The sequence below is a fragment of the Pseudomonas flexibilis genome (assembly GCF_000806415.1).
In the GTDB taxonomy this organism is placed as follows: Bacteria; Pseudomonadota; Gammaproteobacteria; order Pseudomonadales; family Pseudomonadaceae; genus Serpens; species Serpens flexibilis.
The window spans coordinates 64,910-81,614 of sequence record NZ_JTAK01000005.1; the positions used below are offsets into that span (position 1 = coordinate 64,910).

Here is a 16,705-nt window from a genome sequence, read left to right on the forward strand (position 1 = left end):
TACCCGGGCAAGGGACTGTTTTCAGTGTAGGGCGACGCTACTGGTAAGCCTCCACCGGCGGGCAGCTGCACACCAGGTTGCGGTCGCCGTATACGTTGTCGACGCGCGCCACCGGCGGCCAGTATTTGTGTTCCGCCAGTTGCGCCACCGGGTAGACGGCCTGGCGGCGCTCATACGGGTGCGGCCAGTCGCCGGCCAGTTCGGCGGCGGTGTGCGGCGCGTTCTTCAGGGGGTTGTCCTCGGCATCCAGGTCGCCGCGTTCGACCGCGGCGATTTCCTCGCGGATGCGGATCATCGCCTCGCAGAAACGGTCCAGCTCGGCCTTCGACTCGCTCTCGGTGGGCTCGATCATCAGCGTGCCGGGCACCGGGAAGGACATGGTCGGCGCGTGGAAACCGAAGTCGATCAGCCGCTTGGCCACGTCGTCGACGCTGATGCCGCTGCTGTCCTTGAGCGGCCGCAGGTCGAGGATGCACTCGTGGGCCACCAGCCCGTGGCTGCCGGTGTAGAGCACCGGGTAATGGGGCGCCAGGCGCCGGGCGATGTAGTTGGCGTTGAGGATGGCCACCTGGGAGGCGCGGGTCAGGCCCTCGCCGCCCATCATCTTCAGGTACATCCAGGAGATCGGCAGGATGCTGGCGCTGCCGTAGGGCGCGGCGCTGACGGCGCCGTCGCGGCGTTCCAGGCAACGGTGGCCGGGCAGGAAGGGCGCCAGGTGCGCCTTGACGCCGATCGGACCGACACCGGGACCGCCACCGCCGTGCGGAATGCAGAAGGTCTTGTGCAGGTTGAAGTGCGAGACGTCGCCGCCGAAGCGCCCCGGCGCGCACAGGCCGACCATGGCGTTGAGGTTGGCGCCGTCGATGTACACCTGGCCGCCGTGCTGGTGGACGATCTCGCAGATCTCGCGGATGCCTGTCTCGAACACGCCATGGGTGGAGGGGTAGGTGATCATCAGCGCGGCGAGGCGCTGGTGATGCGCCTCGGCCTTGGCGCGCAGGTCGTCGATGTCCACGTTGCCGCTGGCGTCGCAGGCCACTACCAGCACCTGCATGCCGGCCATGCTGGCGGTGGCCGGGTTGGTGCCGTGGGCCGAGGCGGGAATCAGGCACAGGTCGCGCTGCGGCTCGCCGCGACTCTCGTGATAGGCGCGGATCGCCAGCAGGCCGGCGTATTCGCCCTGGGAGCCGGCGTTGGGCTGCAGCGAGACGGCATCGTAGCCGCTGACCGTGCACAGCAGCGCCTCCAGCTCGGCGGTGAGCTGCCGGTAGCCCTCGCTCTGCTCGGCCGGGGCGAAGGGGTGCAGGCCGGTGAACTCGCGCCAGGTGATCGGCAGCATCTCGCTGGCGGCGTTGAGCTTCATGGTGCAGGAACCCAGCGGGATCATGGCGCGGTCCAGCGCCAGGTCCTTGTCGGCCAGGCGGCGCAGGTAGCGCATCAGCTCGGTTTCCGAGTGGTAGCGGTTGAACACCGGATGTTCCAGAAACGGCGTGTGGCGCAGCAGACCGGCGGGCAGGGCGTCCGGCGTGTCGGCCAGTGCGGCGAAGTCCGGCAGGCGCTGGCCATCGTGGGCGAACACCGCCCACAGGCGCTGCACCAGCGCCGGCGTGCTGGTTTCGTCCAGGGCGATGCCAAGATGCTGGTCGTCGATCTCGCGCAGGTTGATCTCTTCCTCGCGGGCGCGGTCGAGCAGCACGGCGGTGTCATTGCCGCTGGCCAGGCTGAGGCTGTCGAAGAAGTGCTGCTGCTCGACGGTGTGGCCCAGCTCGCGCAGGCCGGCAGCGAGGATGGCGGTCAGCCGGTGAACTCGTCGGGCGATGACCTTCAGGCCCTGCGGTCCGTGGTAGACCGCGTACATGCTGGCCATGTTGGCCAGCAGCACCTGGGCGGTGCAGATGTTGCTGGTGGCCTTCTCGCGGCGGATGTGCTGCTCGCGGGTCTGCATCGCCAGGCGCAGCGCCGGCTGGCCGTGGCGGTCCACCGACACGCCGACCAGGCGGCCGGGAATGTCGCGCTTGAAGGCTTCGCGGGTGGCGAAGAAGGCCGCATGGGGGCCGCCGAAGCCCAACGGCACGCCAAAGCGCTGGGCGCTGCCGATGGCCACGTCGGCGCCGAACTCGCCGGGCGGGGTGAGCAGAGTCAGGGCCAGCAGGTCGGTGGCCACCGCCACCAGGGCGTTGGCGGCGTGCAGGCGCTCGATCCACTCGCGGTAGTCATGGATATCTCCGTGGCTGGCGGGGTATTGCAGCAGGGCGCCAAAGAAGGTCGACGGGTCGTTCAGGGCCAGTTCGTCATCCACCACCACCTCGATGCCCAGCGGCGCGGCGCGCGTGCGCAACAGGTCGAGGGTCTGCGGATGGCAGCGGCGGGAGGCGAAGAAGCGGTTGCTGGCGCGGTTCTTCGACAGGCGCCGGCAGAAGGTCATGGCCTCGGCGGCAGCGGTGGCTTCGTCGAGCAGCGAGGCGTTGGCCACCGGCAGGCCGGTGAGGTCGCTGACCAGGGTCTGGAAATTCAGCAGCGCCTCCAGGCGACCCTGGGAGATTTCCGGCTGATAGGGCGTGTAGGCGGTGTACCAGGCGGGGTTTTCCAGCAGGTTGCGCAGGATTGGCGCCGGCGTGTGGGTGCCGTAGTAGCCCTGGCCGATGCAACTGGTGAGCACCCGGTTGCGAGTGGCGATCGCATGCAGCTCGGCCAGCGCCTCGGCCTCGCCCAATCCCTCGTCCAGCGGCAAGGGTTTCTCCAGGCGGATGCCGGGCGGCACCACGGCGTCGGTCAGTGCCTCCAGCGAGGCGTACCCCAGCGTCTCAAGCATGGCGCCGAGTTCGGCTTCACGCGGGCCGACATGGCGGGCGATGAATTCGTTGCGGGTTTCCAGCGGGTGCGACGGGGTCATCGGCGGTTCCTTCTGCGGCACGGCGGCAATTGCCAGAGAGTGTTGACCCCGGGCCGGGGTGCGTCCAGTGGCCGAAGGTCGCTGCCGGGCGCCGAGTTAATACCACCCCTACATATCGCCTGGTGGTTATCCGCAACCCCCGTGCGGGGGCGGGCGGCGCTTAGCTGCGCCGCAGGCTCAACAGCACAATGCCGGTCAGCACCAGGGCGCCGCCCAGCAACTGGATGCCGGCGAGCATCTGGTCGAGGATCAGCCAGCCGAGCAGCAGGCTGGCCACCGGCTCGATGTTCAGCACCGGCGTGTTGTGGGCCATGTCCAGGCGCGGAAACAGCACGAACAGCAGGCTGAACGCGCTGCCATACAGCACCGCCAGGGCGCCAAGCGCCAACCAGCCGGAGCTGCTGGCGGGTTGAGTCAGCCCGTCGGGCATCAGGCCACCGGCACCGATCAGCGCGGTGGCCAGGAACACCACCAGCATGGTCAGCAGACTGCGCAGCGCACCAGGCACCGCGCCGAGCTTGTGGTCGGTGATCCACAGCGCGCCGGCGAAGGCGCAGGCACCGCAGAAGGCGAGGGTCACGCCCAGCAGCCAGTCGCCGTCCACCGGTGCGCCGCTCAGCAGCACGGGCACGTTCAGTGCCAGCACCAGGCCGAACAGGATCACGCCCATCAACAAAAGTGTGCGCCGGCCCGGCGCCGGCCCGCCCAGCAGCCAGGTGAGCAGGGCCAGCAGGATCGGGAAGGCATTGGCCACCAGCAGCGCCAGGGCGACCGGAATACGCGCCACCGCCGAATAGAGGCACAGGCTCTGCGCCGCGATCAGCAGGCCCAGCAACAGTTGCCAGCCTGCGCTGCCGGCGGGCAGCCGCCAGCGTTGCCGCTGCACCAGCAGCAGGGTGGTGAGCACCAGCAGGGCCAGACCGGAGCGGAACAGGATCGCCAGCAGCACACCAGCACCGGCGTCGAACGCCAGGCGTGCTGCAATGTGGTTGGAGGCGAAGGTGCAGGCCAGGCAGGCAAGGATTAGCACGGCGGTCGGGCGGCTGAACGGAACGGCGGAAGTCGGCATGGAGAGGGGCGGCAGGCAGCGGCGGGAGGGGGAAGGGGCGAGCGAGCATACTCCAGTGGTGGTGGATGGGAAGAGTGGTCGGTTAATACCACCCCTGATGTGCGGCTTGGAGAGTGACCGCAACCTCCGTGCATCTCGGTTCAACAGGGGTTGGAGGAGGGCTCGCGATTCGGCTGCAACCCGCGCGATCCGCCGGCGGAGGTCACCTTTTCCGCTGCTGGCCCTGTGATACACTCCGCCGCTTTGCAGAGTCGCCGCCGCTGTCTGCCCGGGTCGTTTCAGGTCCGCCGGGCTGCTTTCGCGAGTGCGCAGTCCAGCTACCAAGGAAACCCATGACGTTGAAGGGGTCGAACGATCGGGTCCGGCGCAGGTGCCGTCACCCCCTGGCTCACACCTCCGGCCTCCGGGCAGGGTCCGCTATCGCGAACGGGGAACGTTCATGCGCCTGAAGTGCATCAAGCTGGCCGGCTTCAAGTCCTTCGTCGATCCCACCACGGTGCACTTCCCCAGCAACATGGCGGCAGTGGTCGGCCCCAATGGCTGCGGCAAGTCGAACATCATCGACGCCGTGCGCTGGGTGATGGGCGAAAGCTCGGCGAAGAACTTGCGCGGCGAGTCGATGACCGACGTCATCTTCAACGGCTCCAACACCCGCAAACCGGTGACCCAGGCCAGCATCGAGCTGATCTTCGACAACTCCGACGGCAGCCTGGTGGGCGAGTACGCCGCCTACGCGGAAATCTCCATCCGCCGCCGGGTGACGCGCGACAGCCAGAACACCTACTTCCTCAACGGCGTGAAGTGCCGCCGGCGCGACATCACCGACATTTTCCTCGGCACCGGCCTGGGGCCGCGCAGCTATTCGATCATCGAGCAGGGCATGATCTCCAAGCTGATCGAGGCCAAGCCCGAGGACCTGCGCAACTACATCGAGGAAGCCGCGGGCATCTCCAAGTACAAGGAGCGCCGCCGCGAGACCGAGAACCGCATTCGTCGCACCCAGGAGAACTTGGCGCGCCTGTCCGACCTGCGCGAGGAGCTGGAACGCCAGCTCGAGCGCCTGCATCGCCAGGCCCAGGCGGCCGAGAAGTACCAGACCTACAAGGCCGAGGAGCGCGAGCTCAAGGCCCAGCTCACCGCCATGCGCTGGCAGGCGCTGAACGAACAGGCCGGCCAGCGGGAAAAGATCATCGCCGACCAGGAAGTCGCCTTCGAGGCGCTGGTCGCCGAGCAGCGCAACGCCGACGCCAGCATCGAACGCTTGCGCGACGGCCACCACGAACTGTCCGAACGCTTCAATCAGGTACAGGCGCGCTTCTATTCAGTGGGCGGCGACATCGCCCGGGTCGAGCAGAGCATCACCCACGGCCAGCAACGCCTGCGCCAGTTGCAGGACGATCTGCGCGACGCCGAGCGGCAGCGCCAGGAAACTGAACAGCACCTGGGGCAGGACCGTGCGCGTCTGGAATCCCTGACCGAAGAGCTGGCCATGCTCGAGCCCGAGCAGGAAGCCACTCTGCTGTCCGCCGAGGAAGCGCAGGCCGTGCTGGAGGAGGCCGAGGAGGGCATGCGCGGCTGGCAGGAGCAGTGGGATGCCTTCAACCAGCTGAGCGCCGAGCCGCGCCGCGCCGCCGAGGTGCAGCAAGCGCGCATCGTGCAACTGGAACAGAGCCTGGAACGTCTGGCCGAACGCGAGCGCCGGTTGCGTGACGAACATGCCCAACTGGCCGCCGATCCGCAGGACGCCGCCATCCTCGAGCTGAACGAACAGTTGGCCGCCAGCGAGCTGCAGCTGGAAGAGCTGCACCTGGAAGAGGGCGCCCAGCAGGAGCGCCTGGAAGCGCTGCGCAATGAACTGCAGCAAGCCACCCAGGCCCAGCAGCAGGCGCAGGGCGACCTGCAGCGCCTCAACGGGCGCATCGCCTCGCTGGAAGCCTTGCAACAGGCCGCGCTGAACCCCGGCCAGGGCGTCGCCGACTGGCTGAAGAGCCAGTTGCTGGAACGTCAGCCGCGGCTGGCCGACGGCCTGCGGGTGCGTACAGGCTGGGAGCTGGCGGTGGAAACCGTGCTCGGCGCCGACTTGCAGGCCGTGCTGCTGGAAGATTTCGATGGCTGCAATCTGTCCGCCTTCGGCCAGGGCGAGCTGCGCCTGTTCAGCCCGGCCGAGAACGCCGCGCGCCTGCCGGGCAGCCTTTTGGAACTGGTGGAATCGCCGGTTGATCTGGCGCCCTGGCTCGGTCGCGTGCGCCCGGTGGAAAGCCTCGACGACGCGCTGCTGCAACGCGCCCGCCTGCAGGATGGCGAGAGCCTGATCAGTCGCGACGGCTACTGGGTCGGCCGGCATTTCCTGCGCGTGCGGCGTGCCGGCGAAGCGGAATCCGGCGTACTGGCCCGCGCCCAGGAGCTGGAGACGCTGCAGGCCGAGCGCGACGAGCGCGCCGCCGAGCTGGAAACCCTGGACGCCCGTCTGCAGCAGTTGCGCGACGAGCAGCGCGAGCTGGAGTCGCAGCGCGAGCAGGTGCGCCGCCGCAGCCAGGACGAGACGCGGCGCCTGGGCGAGTTCAAGGCCCGGCTGTCCGCCCAGCAGGCGAAGGTGGAGCAACTGGCCCTGCGCCGACGCCGGCTGGATGAGGAACTGGTCGAGGCGACCGAGCAGGCAGCCATCGAGCAGGAGCAGCTCGGCGAAGCCCGCCTGCATCTGCAGGATGCCCTGGAGGCCATGGAGCAGGACGGCAGTCGCCGCGAGGAGCTGCTCGCCAGGCGCGAGGCCCTGCGCGAGTCGCTGGAACGTGCCCGCCAGGATGCCACGCGCCACAAGGACCACGCCCACCAGCTAGCAGTGCGCATCGGCTCGCTGCGCGCCCAGCACGAATCCACCCGCCAGGCGCTGGAACGCCTGAGCCTGCAGTTCGAGCGTGCCCAGGAACGCCGCGAACAGCTGTCGCTGAATCTGGAAGAGGGCGCGGCACCGCTGGAAGAGCTGCGCATGAAGCTGGAAGAGCTGCTCGACCAGCGCATGGCCGTGGAAGAAGAACTGCAGCACGCCCGCCTGGCCCTGGAAGATGCCGACCGCGAGCTGCGCGACGCCGAGAAGCGCCGTAGCCAGGCCGAGCAGCAGGCGCAACTGCTGCGTGGGCAGATGGAACAGCAGCGCCTCGACTGGCAGACCCTGAGCGTGCGCAGCAAGGCGCTGCAGGATCAGCTGCAGGAAGACGGCTACGAGCTGCACGCGGTGCTGTCCATGCTGCCGAACGACGCCAGCGACAGCGCCTGGGAAGCGGCGCTGGAACAGCTGGCGGGGCGCATCCAGCGGCTGGGGCCGATCAACCTGGCGGCCATCGACGAATACCAGCAGCAGTCCGAGCGCAAGCGCTACCTGGACGCGCAGAACGACGATCTGGTGGAGGCGCTGGACACCCTGGAAAACGTCATCCGCAAGATCGACAAGGAAACCCGCACCCGCTTCAAGGACACCTTCGACCAGATCAACAGCGGCCTGCAGACGCTGTTCCCCAAGGTGTTCGGGGGTGGCCACGCCTATCTGGAACTAACCGGGGAGGATCTACTCGATACAGGGGTGGCGATCATGGCCCGGCCGCCGGGCAAGAAGAACAGCACCATCCATCTGTTGTCCGGCGGCGAGAAGGCGCTGACCGCCCTGGCTCTGGTGTTCGCCATCTTCCAGCTCAATCCGGCGCCGTTCTGCATGCTCGATGAGGTGGACGCCCCCCTGGACGATGCCAACGTGGGCCGCTACGCCCGGCTGGTGAAGGACATGTCGGAGAAGGTGCAGTTCATCTACATCACCCACAACAAGATCGCCATGGAGATGGCCGATCAACTGATGGGCGTGACCATGCACGAGCCTGGCTGCTCGCGACTGGTGGCGGTGGATGTCGAGGAAGCCGTGGCCCTGGCCGAGGCCTGAGTGGCACTCGGCGCTTTGGCGGGAAAGGGGAACCGATCGGTGCAAAACGGCGGAATGCCATGCTAGTTTATGGGCACTTTTTCACCCCGCCGGAAACTCCAGCGGGAACAGACAGTTAGCAAACGACCGTTTTTATTCACGGGCCGGAAACCGGGCGGCAGGGAGCTTGTCGAAGCGGTCTCGTCCGGATGCCCGTTCTTCATCTTCAGAGGTCATGGTTTTTATGGATTTTGGTCTGCGGGAATGGCTGATCATCATCGGCATCATCGTCATCGCCGGCATTCTCTTCGATGGCTGGCGGCGCATGCGCGGCGGCAAGGGCACCCTGAAGTTCAAGCTGGACCGTCGTCTGGCCGACTCCCTGGCTGACGGCGGCGACGATGGCGAAGTGCTCGGCCCGGCCCGGGTGGTTCGCCCGGCCGAACCCGCGCTGGGCGACCTGCCGCACCGCGCCACCCCCTCCGCAACTCGCAGCGCCAGGGCGAGTGCCCGTCAGCGTGATCTGGAGTTCGACGAGCCGGTGCCGACGCTGCTCAACCCGCTGGACGAAGGCGACGCCTATGCGCAACGCGGCGAGTCCGGGGGCGCACCGATGGAAGAACTGCTGGTGATCAACGTCGTCTGCCGTGACCCGCAGGGCTTCAAGGGTCCCGAGCTGCTGCAGAGCATCCTGGAAAGCGGCCTGCGCTTCGGCGACATGGACATCTTCCATCGCCACGAGAGCATGGCCGGCCACGGCGAAGTGCTGTTCTCCATGGCCAACGGCGTCAAGCCGGGCACCTTTGACCTGGATGACATCGACCTGTTCACCACCCGTGCGGTGAGCTTCTTCCTCGGCCTGCCGGGGCCGCGCCATCCCAAGCAGGCCTTTGACGTGATGATCGCCGCCGCCCGCAAGCTCGCCCACGAGCTGGACGGTGAACTCAAGGATGACCAGCGCAGCGTGATGACCGCGCAGACCATCGAACACTACCGCCAGCGCATCACCGACTTCGAGCGCCGGCACCTGACCAAACAACGCTGAAGACAGCTGCAAGCTGCAAGCCTCACGCGGTAAGCCTGGAGCTTGCGGCTTGTCGTGTGCAGCTTGAGGCTCTTCAATGACCGACGCCCAGACCGCCGCCGAACGTCTTGCCGCCCTGCGCAGCGAGATCGACGCCCACAACTACCGCTACTACGTGCTCGACGAGCCGACGGTTCCCGATGCGGAGTACGACCGGCTTTTCCGCGAACTCCAGGCCCTGGAGGCCGAACACCCCGAGCTGGTCACTCCCGAGTCGCCTACCCAGCGGGTCGGTGGCGAAGCGCTGGCGGCGTTCGGCCAGGTGCGCCATGAAATCCCCATGCTCAGCCTGGGTAACGCCTTCGAGGAGCAGGACCTGCTCGACTTCGACCGCCGGGTGCGCGAAGGGCTGGACCTGCCGGCCGGCGATCTGTTCGGTGGCGGCGCGGAGGTCGACTACAGCTGCGAACCCAAGCTCGACGGCCTGGCGGTAAGCCTGCTCTATGAGAACGGCGTGCTGGTGCGTGGCGCCACCCGGGGCGATGGCAGTGTCGGCGAGGACATCAGCGCCAACGTGCGCACCGTGCGCAACATTCCCCTGAAGCTGCACGGCGAAGGCTGGCCGGCAGTGCTGGAAGTGCGCGGCGAAATCTACATGCCCAAGGCCGGCTTCGAAGCGCTGAATGCTCGCCAGCTGGAAAGCGGCGGCAAACCCTTCGCCAACCCGCGCAATGCCGCCGCCGGCAGCCTGCGCCAGCTCGATCCGAAGATCACCGCCAGCCGGCCCCTGGAGTTCTGCACCTACGGTGTCGGGCGCTGCGACGGCGAGTTGCCGGGCACGCACATCGAGATCCTGCACGCCTTCAAGCGCTGGGGGCTACCGATCAGCCGCGAGCTGAAGCGTGCCAAGGGCGTGGCCGAATGCCGTGCTTATTACGACGATATCGGTGCCCGGCGTGACGGCCTGGCCTATGAGATCGACGGCGTGGTGTTCAAGGTCAACGCCATTGCCCAGCAGCGCGAGCTGGGCTTCCGGGCCCGCGAGCCGCGCTGGGCGATCGCCCACAAGTTCCCGGCCCGTGAGGAGCTCACCGAACTGCTGGACGTGGAATTCCAGGTCGGCCGTACCGGGGCGATCACCCCGGTGGCGCGCCTGAAGCCGGTGCAGGTGGCGGGGGTGACGGTGTCCAACGCCACCCTGCACAACATGGACGAGGTGGCGCGCCTCGGTGTGATGATCGGCGACACGGTGATCGTGCGCCGCGCCGGCGACGTGATTCCGCAGATCCTCGGCATCATCGCCGAGCGCCGCCCGGCGGACGCCCGGGCGGTGCATGTGCCCGAGCAGTGCCCGGTGTGCGGCTCGGCGGTGGAACGCACCCAGCTGATCAAGCGCGGCAAGGGCCGCGAGTCGGTCAGCGAAGGGGCCGTGTACCGTTGCATCGGCCGCTTGAGCTGCCGGGCGCAGCTCAAACAGGCGATCATCCACTTCGTGTCGCGGCGCGCCATGGACATCGACGGCCTGGGCGACAAGATTGTCGAACAGCTGGTGGATCGCGGCCTGGTGAATTCCCCGGCCGATCTCTACACCCTGGCCTACGAACAGATCATCGTGCTGGACGGCTTTGCCGACCTGTCGACGCGCAACCTGCTGGCCGCCATCGAGCACAGTCGCACGCCGACCCTGGCGCGCTTCATCTACGCGCTGGGCATTCCGGACGTGGGCGAGGAGACCGCCAAGCTGCTGGCTCGCGCCCTGGGTTCCCTGGCGCGCATCCAGGTGGCGCTGCCGGAAGTGCTGACCTGGCTGCCGGATGTGGGTCTGGAAGTCGCCCACGAGATCAGCCACTTCTTCCTGGACGAGCACAACCGTCAGGTGATCGCCCGACTGCTGGAGCATGTGCAGCTGCAGGGCGAGGGCGAGCTGCACGCCGAATTCGCCGCCTGCGCCACGCTGCCCGAGCTGCTCGGCAAGCTGAACATCCCGCACATCGCCGTGACCGGTGCGCAGAAACTGGCCGATCGCTTCGGCTCGCTGGAGGCGATCATCACCGCCGACTGGCTGGACCTGCGTCAGGTCGAGCGCCTGACCGAGAAGGCCGCGCGTTCGCTGCGCGAGTTCTTCGACCAGCCGGGCAATGTCGAGCGCGCCCGGGCTATCGAGGCGCAACTGCGCGCCTTCGGCATGCACTGGGAAAGCGAGCGGCAGCAGGCCGCCGGCCTGCCGCTGGCCGGCCAGACCTGGGTGCTGACCGGCACGCTGGAAAGCATGAGCCGCGAGCAGGGCAAGGAACGCCTGGAAGGGCTGGGCGCCAAGGTGGCGGGCTCCGTTTCGGCGAAGACCACGGCGGTGGTCGCCGGCCCGGGCGCCGGCTCCAAGCTGGCCAAGGCCACCGAGCTGGGGGTGAAGGTGCTGGACGAGGAGGCATTCCTGGCGGCCCTGGCGCAACTGAACGGCTGACCTGCCGGTGGGCGTCCGGCCGGCGGGCGAGGCACGGGCCTGCTAGCGTTTCAATAGGGTCGTCAGACTCCAATGACGAGAGCACAGGAACCGGCTCCCGCCGCGGATCAACCCCACCGGGAGGATGATGCCGTGAAACGCCGGAACCCCGTTTACCACCTGCAGCCCCTGGCGCTGGCGTTGTTGCTGGCTTCCGGCCTGGGGCTGGCAGCCCAGGCCCCATCGGCCGTGCCGCTGTATGACAACCTCGGTACGCACCACTACAGCATTACCACCAGCAATCCGCAGGCGCAGCGCTATTTCGACCAGGGCCTGCGCCTGTACTACGCCTTCAACCATCAGGAAGCCATTCGCGCCTTCAGCGAGGCGGCACGGCTGGATCCTGCCTGCGCCATGTGCCACTGGGGCGTTGCCTTGTCGCTCGGCCCGAACATCAACGCGCCGATGGACCCCGCCGCTGCCGAACCGGCGCTGGCGGCACTCGAGCGGGCACGGGAGGGTCAGGCCACCGCCGCCGAGCGAACACTGATCGAGGCCCTGGCGACGCGCTACGCCAGCCCGCCTCCGGAGGATCGCAGCGAACTGGACCGTGCCTATGCCGAGGCGATGGGCAAGGTGGTGCGCCTGTATCCGGACAATCTGGATGCCGCCGCGCTGTATGCCGAGTCGCTGATGGACCTCAGCCCCTGGCAGTACTGGAAGGCCGAAGGCGAACCGCGACCGGACACGCCGCAGATCCTTGCCCAGCTGGAGCGGGTCATCGCCGCCAATCCCCAGCATCCCGGCGCCTGTCACTTCTTCATTCACGCCGTCGAGGCCGTGCAGCCGGAGCGCGCGGTGCCCTGCGCCGAGCGCCTGGCCGACCTGATGCCGGGGGCCGGTCATCTGGTACACATGCCAGGTCACATCTACATCCGCGTCGGCCGCTACGAGGACGCCATTCGCGCCAACGAGCATGCGGTGCATGCCGACGAAACCTTCATTCGCGACCAGAACCCGGCGTTCGGCGTGTATGTCGCCGGCTACTACCCGCACAACTACGACTTCCTGGCCTTCGCCGCCAGCATGATCGGGCGCAGCGAACAGGCGCTATCCGCGTCGCGCAAGATCGCCGAGCTGGTTCCCGAGCCGATGCTGCGCGAGCCGGGTATGACCTTCCTGCAGCATCACATGACGCGCCATCTGCAGATGCTGGTGCGCTTCGCGCGCTGGGAGGAACTGCTTGCCGTGCCGGCACCGCCGACGGACCTGCCGCACGCGCGCGGCATGTGGCATTACGCACGGGGCAGGGCGCTGGTCGCCCAGGGGAATACGGACGCGGCCCGTGACGAGCTGGTCGCGCTGCGCACCATTGCCCAGGACCCGCGCATGGCCGAGCTACGGATGGAGTTCAACAGCTCCGGCGCGGTGCTGGCCATCGCCAGCCAGGTGCTGGAGGGGCAGATCGCGGCGGGGCAGGGCAAACCGCAGGAGGCGGTCGAACGCCTGCGCGAGGCGGCGCGTCTGGAGGATGCCCTGACCTACGGCGAGCCGCCGGAATGGACGGTGCCGGTGCGTCAGGATCTGGGGAGTGTCCTGCTCGAAAGCGGGCAGTACCAGGCAGCGGAACAGACATTCCGTGAAGACTTGCGGCGCTTTCCGGACAACGGCTGGTCGCTGCACGGTCTGGAGCGCAGCCTGCAGGCTCAGCAGCGCAACGAGGAGGCCGGCGAGGTGCGCCAGCGTCTGGAGCGGATCTGGTCGGGCGCCGACGTCAGTCTGGCCGCTTCGGGGCGTTGAGCGGCGGAGTGTCGTCGGCCTGCGCGCCACAGGAGCGGGCGTCGTCGGGGAAGCGCGTGGTATCCAGCTGGCACAGCTGGCAGTCGTCGCTGGCGGCGGATTGTTCCACGTAGCGGACCCGGCGGCTGGCCGAATGGCGGTCGGCGCTGACGCGGTAGACGGGGCGGTTGTCGTGCATGGCGGACTCCTGAAAGTGGGCCGTCCCTGGCCCCCATGATGGTTACTTCTTGTCGCCACCGCAGCCGCAGCTGCCGCCGTTACCGCAGCCGCCACCGCTCTTGCAGGAGCTGAGGCCGAACGGCAGGTAGGCCGGGCACCAGCCGATCAGGCCGGTGAACAGGGGCAGGACGCCGATCCAGGCCCAGATCGGCCCGCCGGCAACGGCCCAGACGATCAGCGCGACGCCGACCAGGATACGGATGCTCTTGTCGATGCCGCCGATGTTCTTCTTCATTGCGTACTTCTCCTTTCAGCAGGGAAACGTGCCCTCAGAGCACGTCGAGTGGAATCTTCAGGTAGCGGCTGCCGTTGTCTTCCGGCGGTGGCAACTGGCCGGCACGCATGTTCACCTGCACCGAGGGCAGGATCAGCGTCGGCATGTCCAGCTCGGCATCGCGGGCCTGGCGCATGGCCACGAAGCTGTCTTCGTCGATGCCCTCATGCACATGAACGTTGCCGCGGCGCTCCGCGCCGATCGTGGTTTCGTGCTGGTGCTGCTCGCGACCCGGTGCCAGGTAGTCGTGGCACAGGAAAACCCGCGTTGCGTCTGGCAGGGCGAACAGCTTCTGGATCGAGCGGTACAGGGTGCGCGCATCGCCACCGGGGAAATCGCAGCGCGCGGTGCCGTAATCGGGCATGAACAGGGTGTCGCCGACGAATACGGCATCGCCGATCAGGTAACTCATGCACGCCGGGGTATGCCCGGGGGTATGCAGGGCCTGGGCGGGGATGTCGCCGATCCGGAAGGCTTCGCCGTCGCGGAACAGGTGGTCGAACTGGCTACCATCGCGGGCAAAGCCCGGCTCAGCGTTGAACAGGGTGGCGAAGGTGTCCTGCACCGTGCGTACCTGTTCGCCGATGGCCAATTGGCCCCCGAGCTGCTCGCGCAGGTAGTGGCCGGCACTCAGGTGATCGGCATGCACGTGGGTTTCCAGGATCCACTGCACGCTCAGACCCTGTTCGCGGACATGGGCGACCATCCGGTCGGCGCTGGCGTGGGAGGTGCGACCCGAGGCCGGATCGTAATCGAGCACGGCGTCGATCAGCGCGCACTGGCGGCTGTCGGTATCGGCCACCACATAGCTGTAAGTGCTGGTGGCGGGGTCGAAGAAGGGCACGATTTGCAGCTTCGGGGATGCGTCGCAATTCATGCTGATACTCCAAGGGGTATTCAGGGCGGAAAGATACTGGACTTTTCAGCCTATGCCTATTCCCTTGGGGTGGCATGCCGAACGGCGGAAGGGAGGAAGCGCGCCGTGCCGGGCACGGCGCGAGAAGGGGGATCAGTTGATGGCGTCGCTCAGGGCCTTGGCGGCTACGAACTTGACGACCTTGCGGGCGGCGATCTGGATGCTGGCTCCGGTCTGCGGGTTGCGGCCGGTGCGGGCCGGGCGTTCGCTCACCTTGAGCTTGCCGATGCCGGGCAGGGTCAGCTCCTCGCCGTTCTCCAGTGCGTCGCTGGCGATTCCGGCAAGCTGGTCGAGCAGGTCGCGGACCTGAGTCTGGGTGAGGTCGGTGGACTCGGCGAGATCGGCGATCAGCTGCTGCTTGGTCAGGGCCATTGGGGTACTCCACAAGGTAGGAAAGGCGCGAGTCTAACCGGCGCGCGGGTCGACGAGAACGTATCTAGCTGCGGTGATCCGCCGCTGTAAAGGCAAGTCTCTGTCGCGACTGGCTTTTTCTCGCCGGCCTGGTTGTAAGTTGGCGGCAAGCCGGTACAATGGCGCCCACTCGCCGCCTAGGCGAGGCGCGTTATGGCGGGCCCCATCGGTCCCCCCGCAACGATCAGCCGTGAACCCGGCCAGGCCCGGAAGGGAGCAACCGTAGCGGTGACATTGTGTGCCGGGGTGTGGCTGGTGGGGTTCGCCTCCATCTTCCTCCCGCGTTTCTTCCTTCAGTTTTCCCGATTCCTGCGCAACGGCTCGAGCAGCGCGTTCAGTCCGTTGTGGTCGATCTCGTGCATCAGTGCCAGCAGCCGGCCGATTTCCCCCTTGGGAAAGCCCTTGCGGGCGAACCAGCCCAGGTAGTCGCCGGGCAGGTCGGCGATCAGGCGGCCTTCATATTTGCCGTAGGGCATGCTGCGGGTCACCAGCAGGACAAGGTCGTCGGGCTTCATGGTCGGTCTCGCGGAATGGGCGGCCATTCTGCCAGCCGGCTGCTATTCAGTCTTGCCGTTCGCGCTTCAGCAGTTCGCGCTTGCGCGCCACCCCCCAGCGGTAGCCGGACAGTTCGCCATCGCTGCGTACGATGCGGTGACAGGGGATTGCCACCGCCAGGCTGTTGGCCGCGCAGGCGCCGGCTACCGCACGTACCGCGGTGGGCTGGTCGAGTTGTGCCGCCAGTTGCGCATAGCTGAGGGTGGTGCCGGGCGGGATCGCCCGTAGCGCCTGCCAGACGCGCGCCTGGAAGACGGTGCCACGGATGTCCAGAGGCAGCGCCAGGCCCTGGCGTGGATTCTCGACCAGTTGAATCACCTGGCCGATCAGCGTTTCGAAACCCTCCTCGCCCGGCTGCAGTTCGGCCTTCGGGAAGCGTCCGCGCAGCTCGGCCAGCAAGGCCTCGCTATCGTCGCCGAGCAGGATGGCGCAAATGCCCCGGCTGCTGCGGCCGACCAGCACCTTGCCCAGGCTGGAGTCGCCCAGCGCGTAGTGAATGGTCTCCCGCGCGCCGCCCTTGCGATAACGCCCCGGTGTCATCCCCAGCAGATCATCGGCGGCCGCGTAGAAGCGACCGCTGGAGCCGAAGCCCGCAGCGTGCAGGGCCTCTGTCACCGGGCGGCCGCCCTCCAGCGTCGCCCGCAGGCGCCGGGCACGCTGCTCGGCAGCGTAGGTGCGCGGCGTCAGACCCGTGTGGGTCTTGAACAGACGGTGGAAATGCCAGGGACTCAGCCCGGCGTCGCGGGCCAGTTCGTGCAGGTCGGGAACCTGTGGCTCGAGTTCGAGCCGCCGGCAGGCGGCGGTGATCCGCTCCAGCTGCTGGCCCCGCTTGTCCTGGACGATGCAGCGCCGGCAGGGGCGGTATCCGGCGGTCTCGGCGTCATCGGGCGAGGCGAAGAAGCGGATGTTCTCCGGGCGGGGCAGGCGCGAAGGGCAGCCCGGTCGGCAATAGATACCAGTGGTCAACACCGCATAGATGAAAGTCGCGCCGCTGTCGCGGGCGAGCACGGATTGCCAGCGAGGGTCCTGCGGATTCATGGTGGGTCTCCCGATTCAGCCTGCCGACATCTTAATCCCGCGCCGGACAGCGGACACTCCGGTCCTTGCGCAGCAATTCTCCCCGCGCCACCCGCCTGTGGATCGGTGCACGGCCGGCAGGTCGGCGGATGCAATTTATGCCTTGCTCCGCTACGATGA

12 protein-coding genes and 1 other RNA gene are annotated in these 16,705 nt (G+C 67.7%); 5 read left to right on the forward strand and 8 right to left on the reverse strand.

What is annotated here, in order from left to right; translation table 11 throughout:
- Positions 1-37: 37 nt before the first annotated feature.
- Both gcvP and PT85_RS12595 read right to left on the reverse strand, forming a co-directional pair.
- Positions 38-2,893: an aminomethyl-transferring glycine dehydrogenase gene (gcvP, locus tag PT85_RS12590; protein WP_039606836.1), complete on the reverse strand. Its 2,856-nt coding sequence runs from the start codon at positions 2,891-2,893 to the stop codon at positions 38-40.
- A gap of 160 nt (positions 2,894-3,053) precedes the next feature.
- Complete coding sequence (locus PT85_RS12595; protein ID WP_039606837.1) at positions 3,054-3,962, reverse strand: EamA family transporter; 909 nt, start codon at positions 3,960-3,962, stop codon at positions 3,054-3,056.
- A 439-nt stretch (positions 3,963-4,401) separates the two neighbouring features.
- On the opposite strand from PT85_RS12595, the gene smc reads away from it, so the two are divergent.
- From smc to PT85_RS12615, 4 genes are all read left to right on the forward strand, one after another.
- Positions 4,402-7,890: a chromosome segregation protein SMC gene (smc, locus tag PT85_RS12600; RefSeq protein WP_039606838.1), complete on the forward strand. Its 3,489-nt coding sequence runs from the start codon at positions 4,402-4,404 to the stop codon at positions 7,888-7,890.
- Between the two features lie 223 nt (positions 7,891-8,113).
- Complete coding sequence (gene zipA / locus PT85_RS12605; RefSeq protein ID WP_027590455.1) at positions 8,114-8,914, forward strand: cell division protein ZipA; 801 nt, start codon at positions 8,114-8,116, stop codon at positions 8,912-8,914.
- Positions 8,915-8,990: 76 nt separating this feature from the next.
- On the forward strand, positions 8,991-11,354 hold the full coding sequence (gene ligA, locus PT85_RS12610) for an NAD-dependent DNA ligase LigA (RefSeq protein ID WP_039606839.1): 2,364 nt from the start codon (positions 8,991-8,993) through the stop codon (positions 11,352-11,354).
- A 132-nt stretch (positions 11,355-11,486) separates the two neighbouring features.
- Complete coding sequence (locus PT85_RS12615; protein ID WP_234702702.1) at positions 11,487-13,133, forward strand: tetratricopeptide repeat protein; 1,647 nt, start codon at positions 11,487-11,489, stop codon at positions 13,131-13,133.
- On the opposite strand, the gene PT85_RS12620 is transcribed toward PT85_RS12615, so the two are convergent.
- From PT85_RS12620 to PT85_RS12635, 4 genes are all read right to left on the reverse strand, one after another.
- A complete protein-coding gene (locus PT85_RS12620; protein WP_039606840.1) occupies positions 13,108-13,311 on the reverse strand; it encodes a hypothetical protein in 204 nt (67 codons plus the stop codon). The two genes, PT85_RS12615 and PT85_RS12620, sit on opposite strands and share 26 nt — an antisense overlap.
- A gap of 42 nt (positions 13,312-13,353) precedes the next feature.
- Complete coding sequence (locus PT85_RS12625) at positions 13,354-13,587, reverse strand: YgaP family membrane protein (protein ID WP_052237672.1); 234 nt, start codon at positions 13,585-13,587, stop codon at positions 13,354-13,356.
- Positions 13,588-13,621: 34 nt separating this feature from the next.
- Positions 13,622-14,503: an MBL fold metallo-hydrolase gene (locus tag PT85_RS12630; protein ID WP_037008897.1), complete on the reverse strand. Its 882-nt coding sequence runs from the start codon at positions 14,501-14,503 to the stop codon at positions 13,622-13,624.
- 132 nt (positions 14,504-14,635) lie between these two features.
- Entirely contained in the window at positions 14,636-14,914 is a 279-nt protein-coding gene (locus tag PT85_RS12635) for an HU family DNA-binding protein (RefSeq protein ID WP_039606841.1), read from the reverse strand.
- A gap of 203 nt (positions 14,915-15,117) precedes the next feature.
- On the opposite strand from PT85_RS12635, the gene ffs reads away from it, so the two are divergent.
- An RNA gene (ffs, locus tag PT85_RS17570) (signal recognition particle sRNA small type) lies at positions 15,118-15,214 on the forward strand.
- Between the two features lie 32 nt (positions 15,215-15,246).
- On the opposite strand, the gene PT85_RS12640 is transcribed toward ffs, so the two are convergent.
- Both PT85_RS12640 and ada read right to left on the reverse strand, forming a co-directional pair.
- Entirely contained in the window at positions 15,247-15,468 is a 222-nt protein-coding gene (locus PT85_RS12640) for a DUF3820 family protein (RefSeq protein WP_051587434.1), read from the reverse strand.
- A gap of 46 nt (positions 15,469-15,514) precedes the next feature.
- Positions 15,515-16,546, reverse strand: coding sequence for a bifunctional DNA-binding transcriptional regulator/O6-methylguanine-DNA methyltransferase Ada (gene ada / locus PT85_RS12645; protein WP_039560322.1), 1,032 nt, complete (start codon positions 16,544-16,546; stop codon positions 15,515-15,517).
- Between the last annotated feature and the right edge of the window lie 159 nt (positions 16,547-16,705).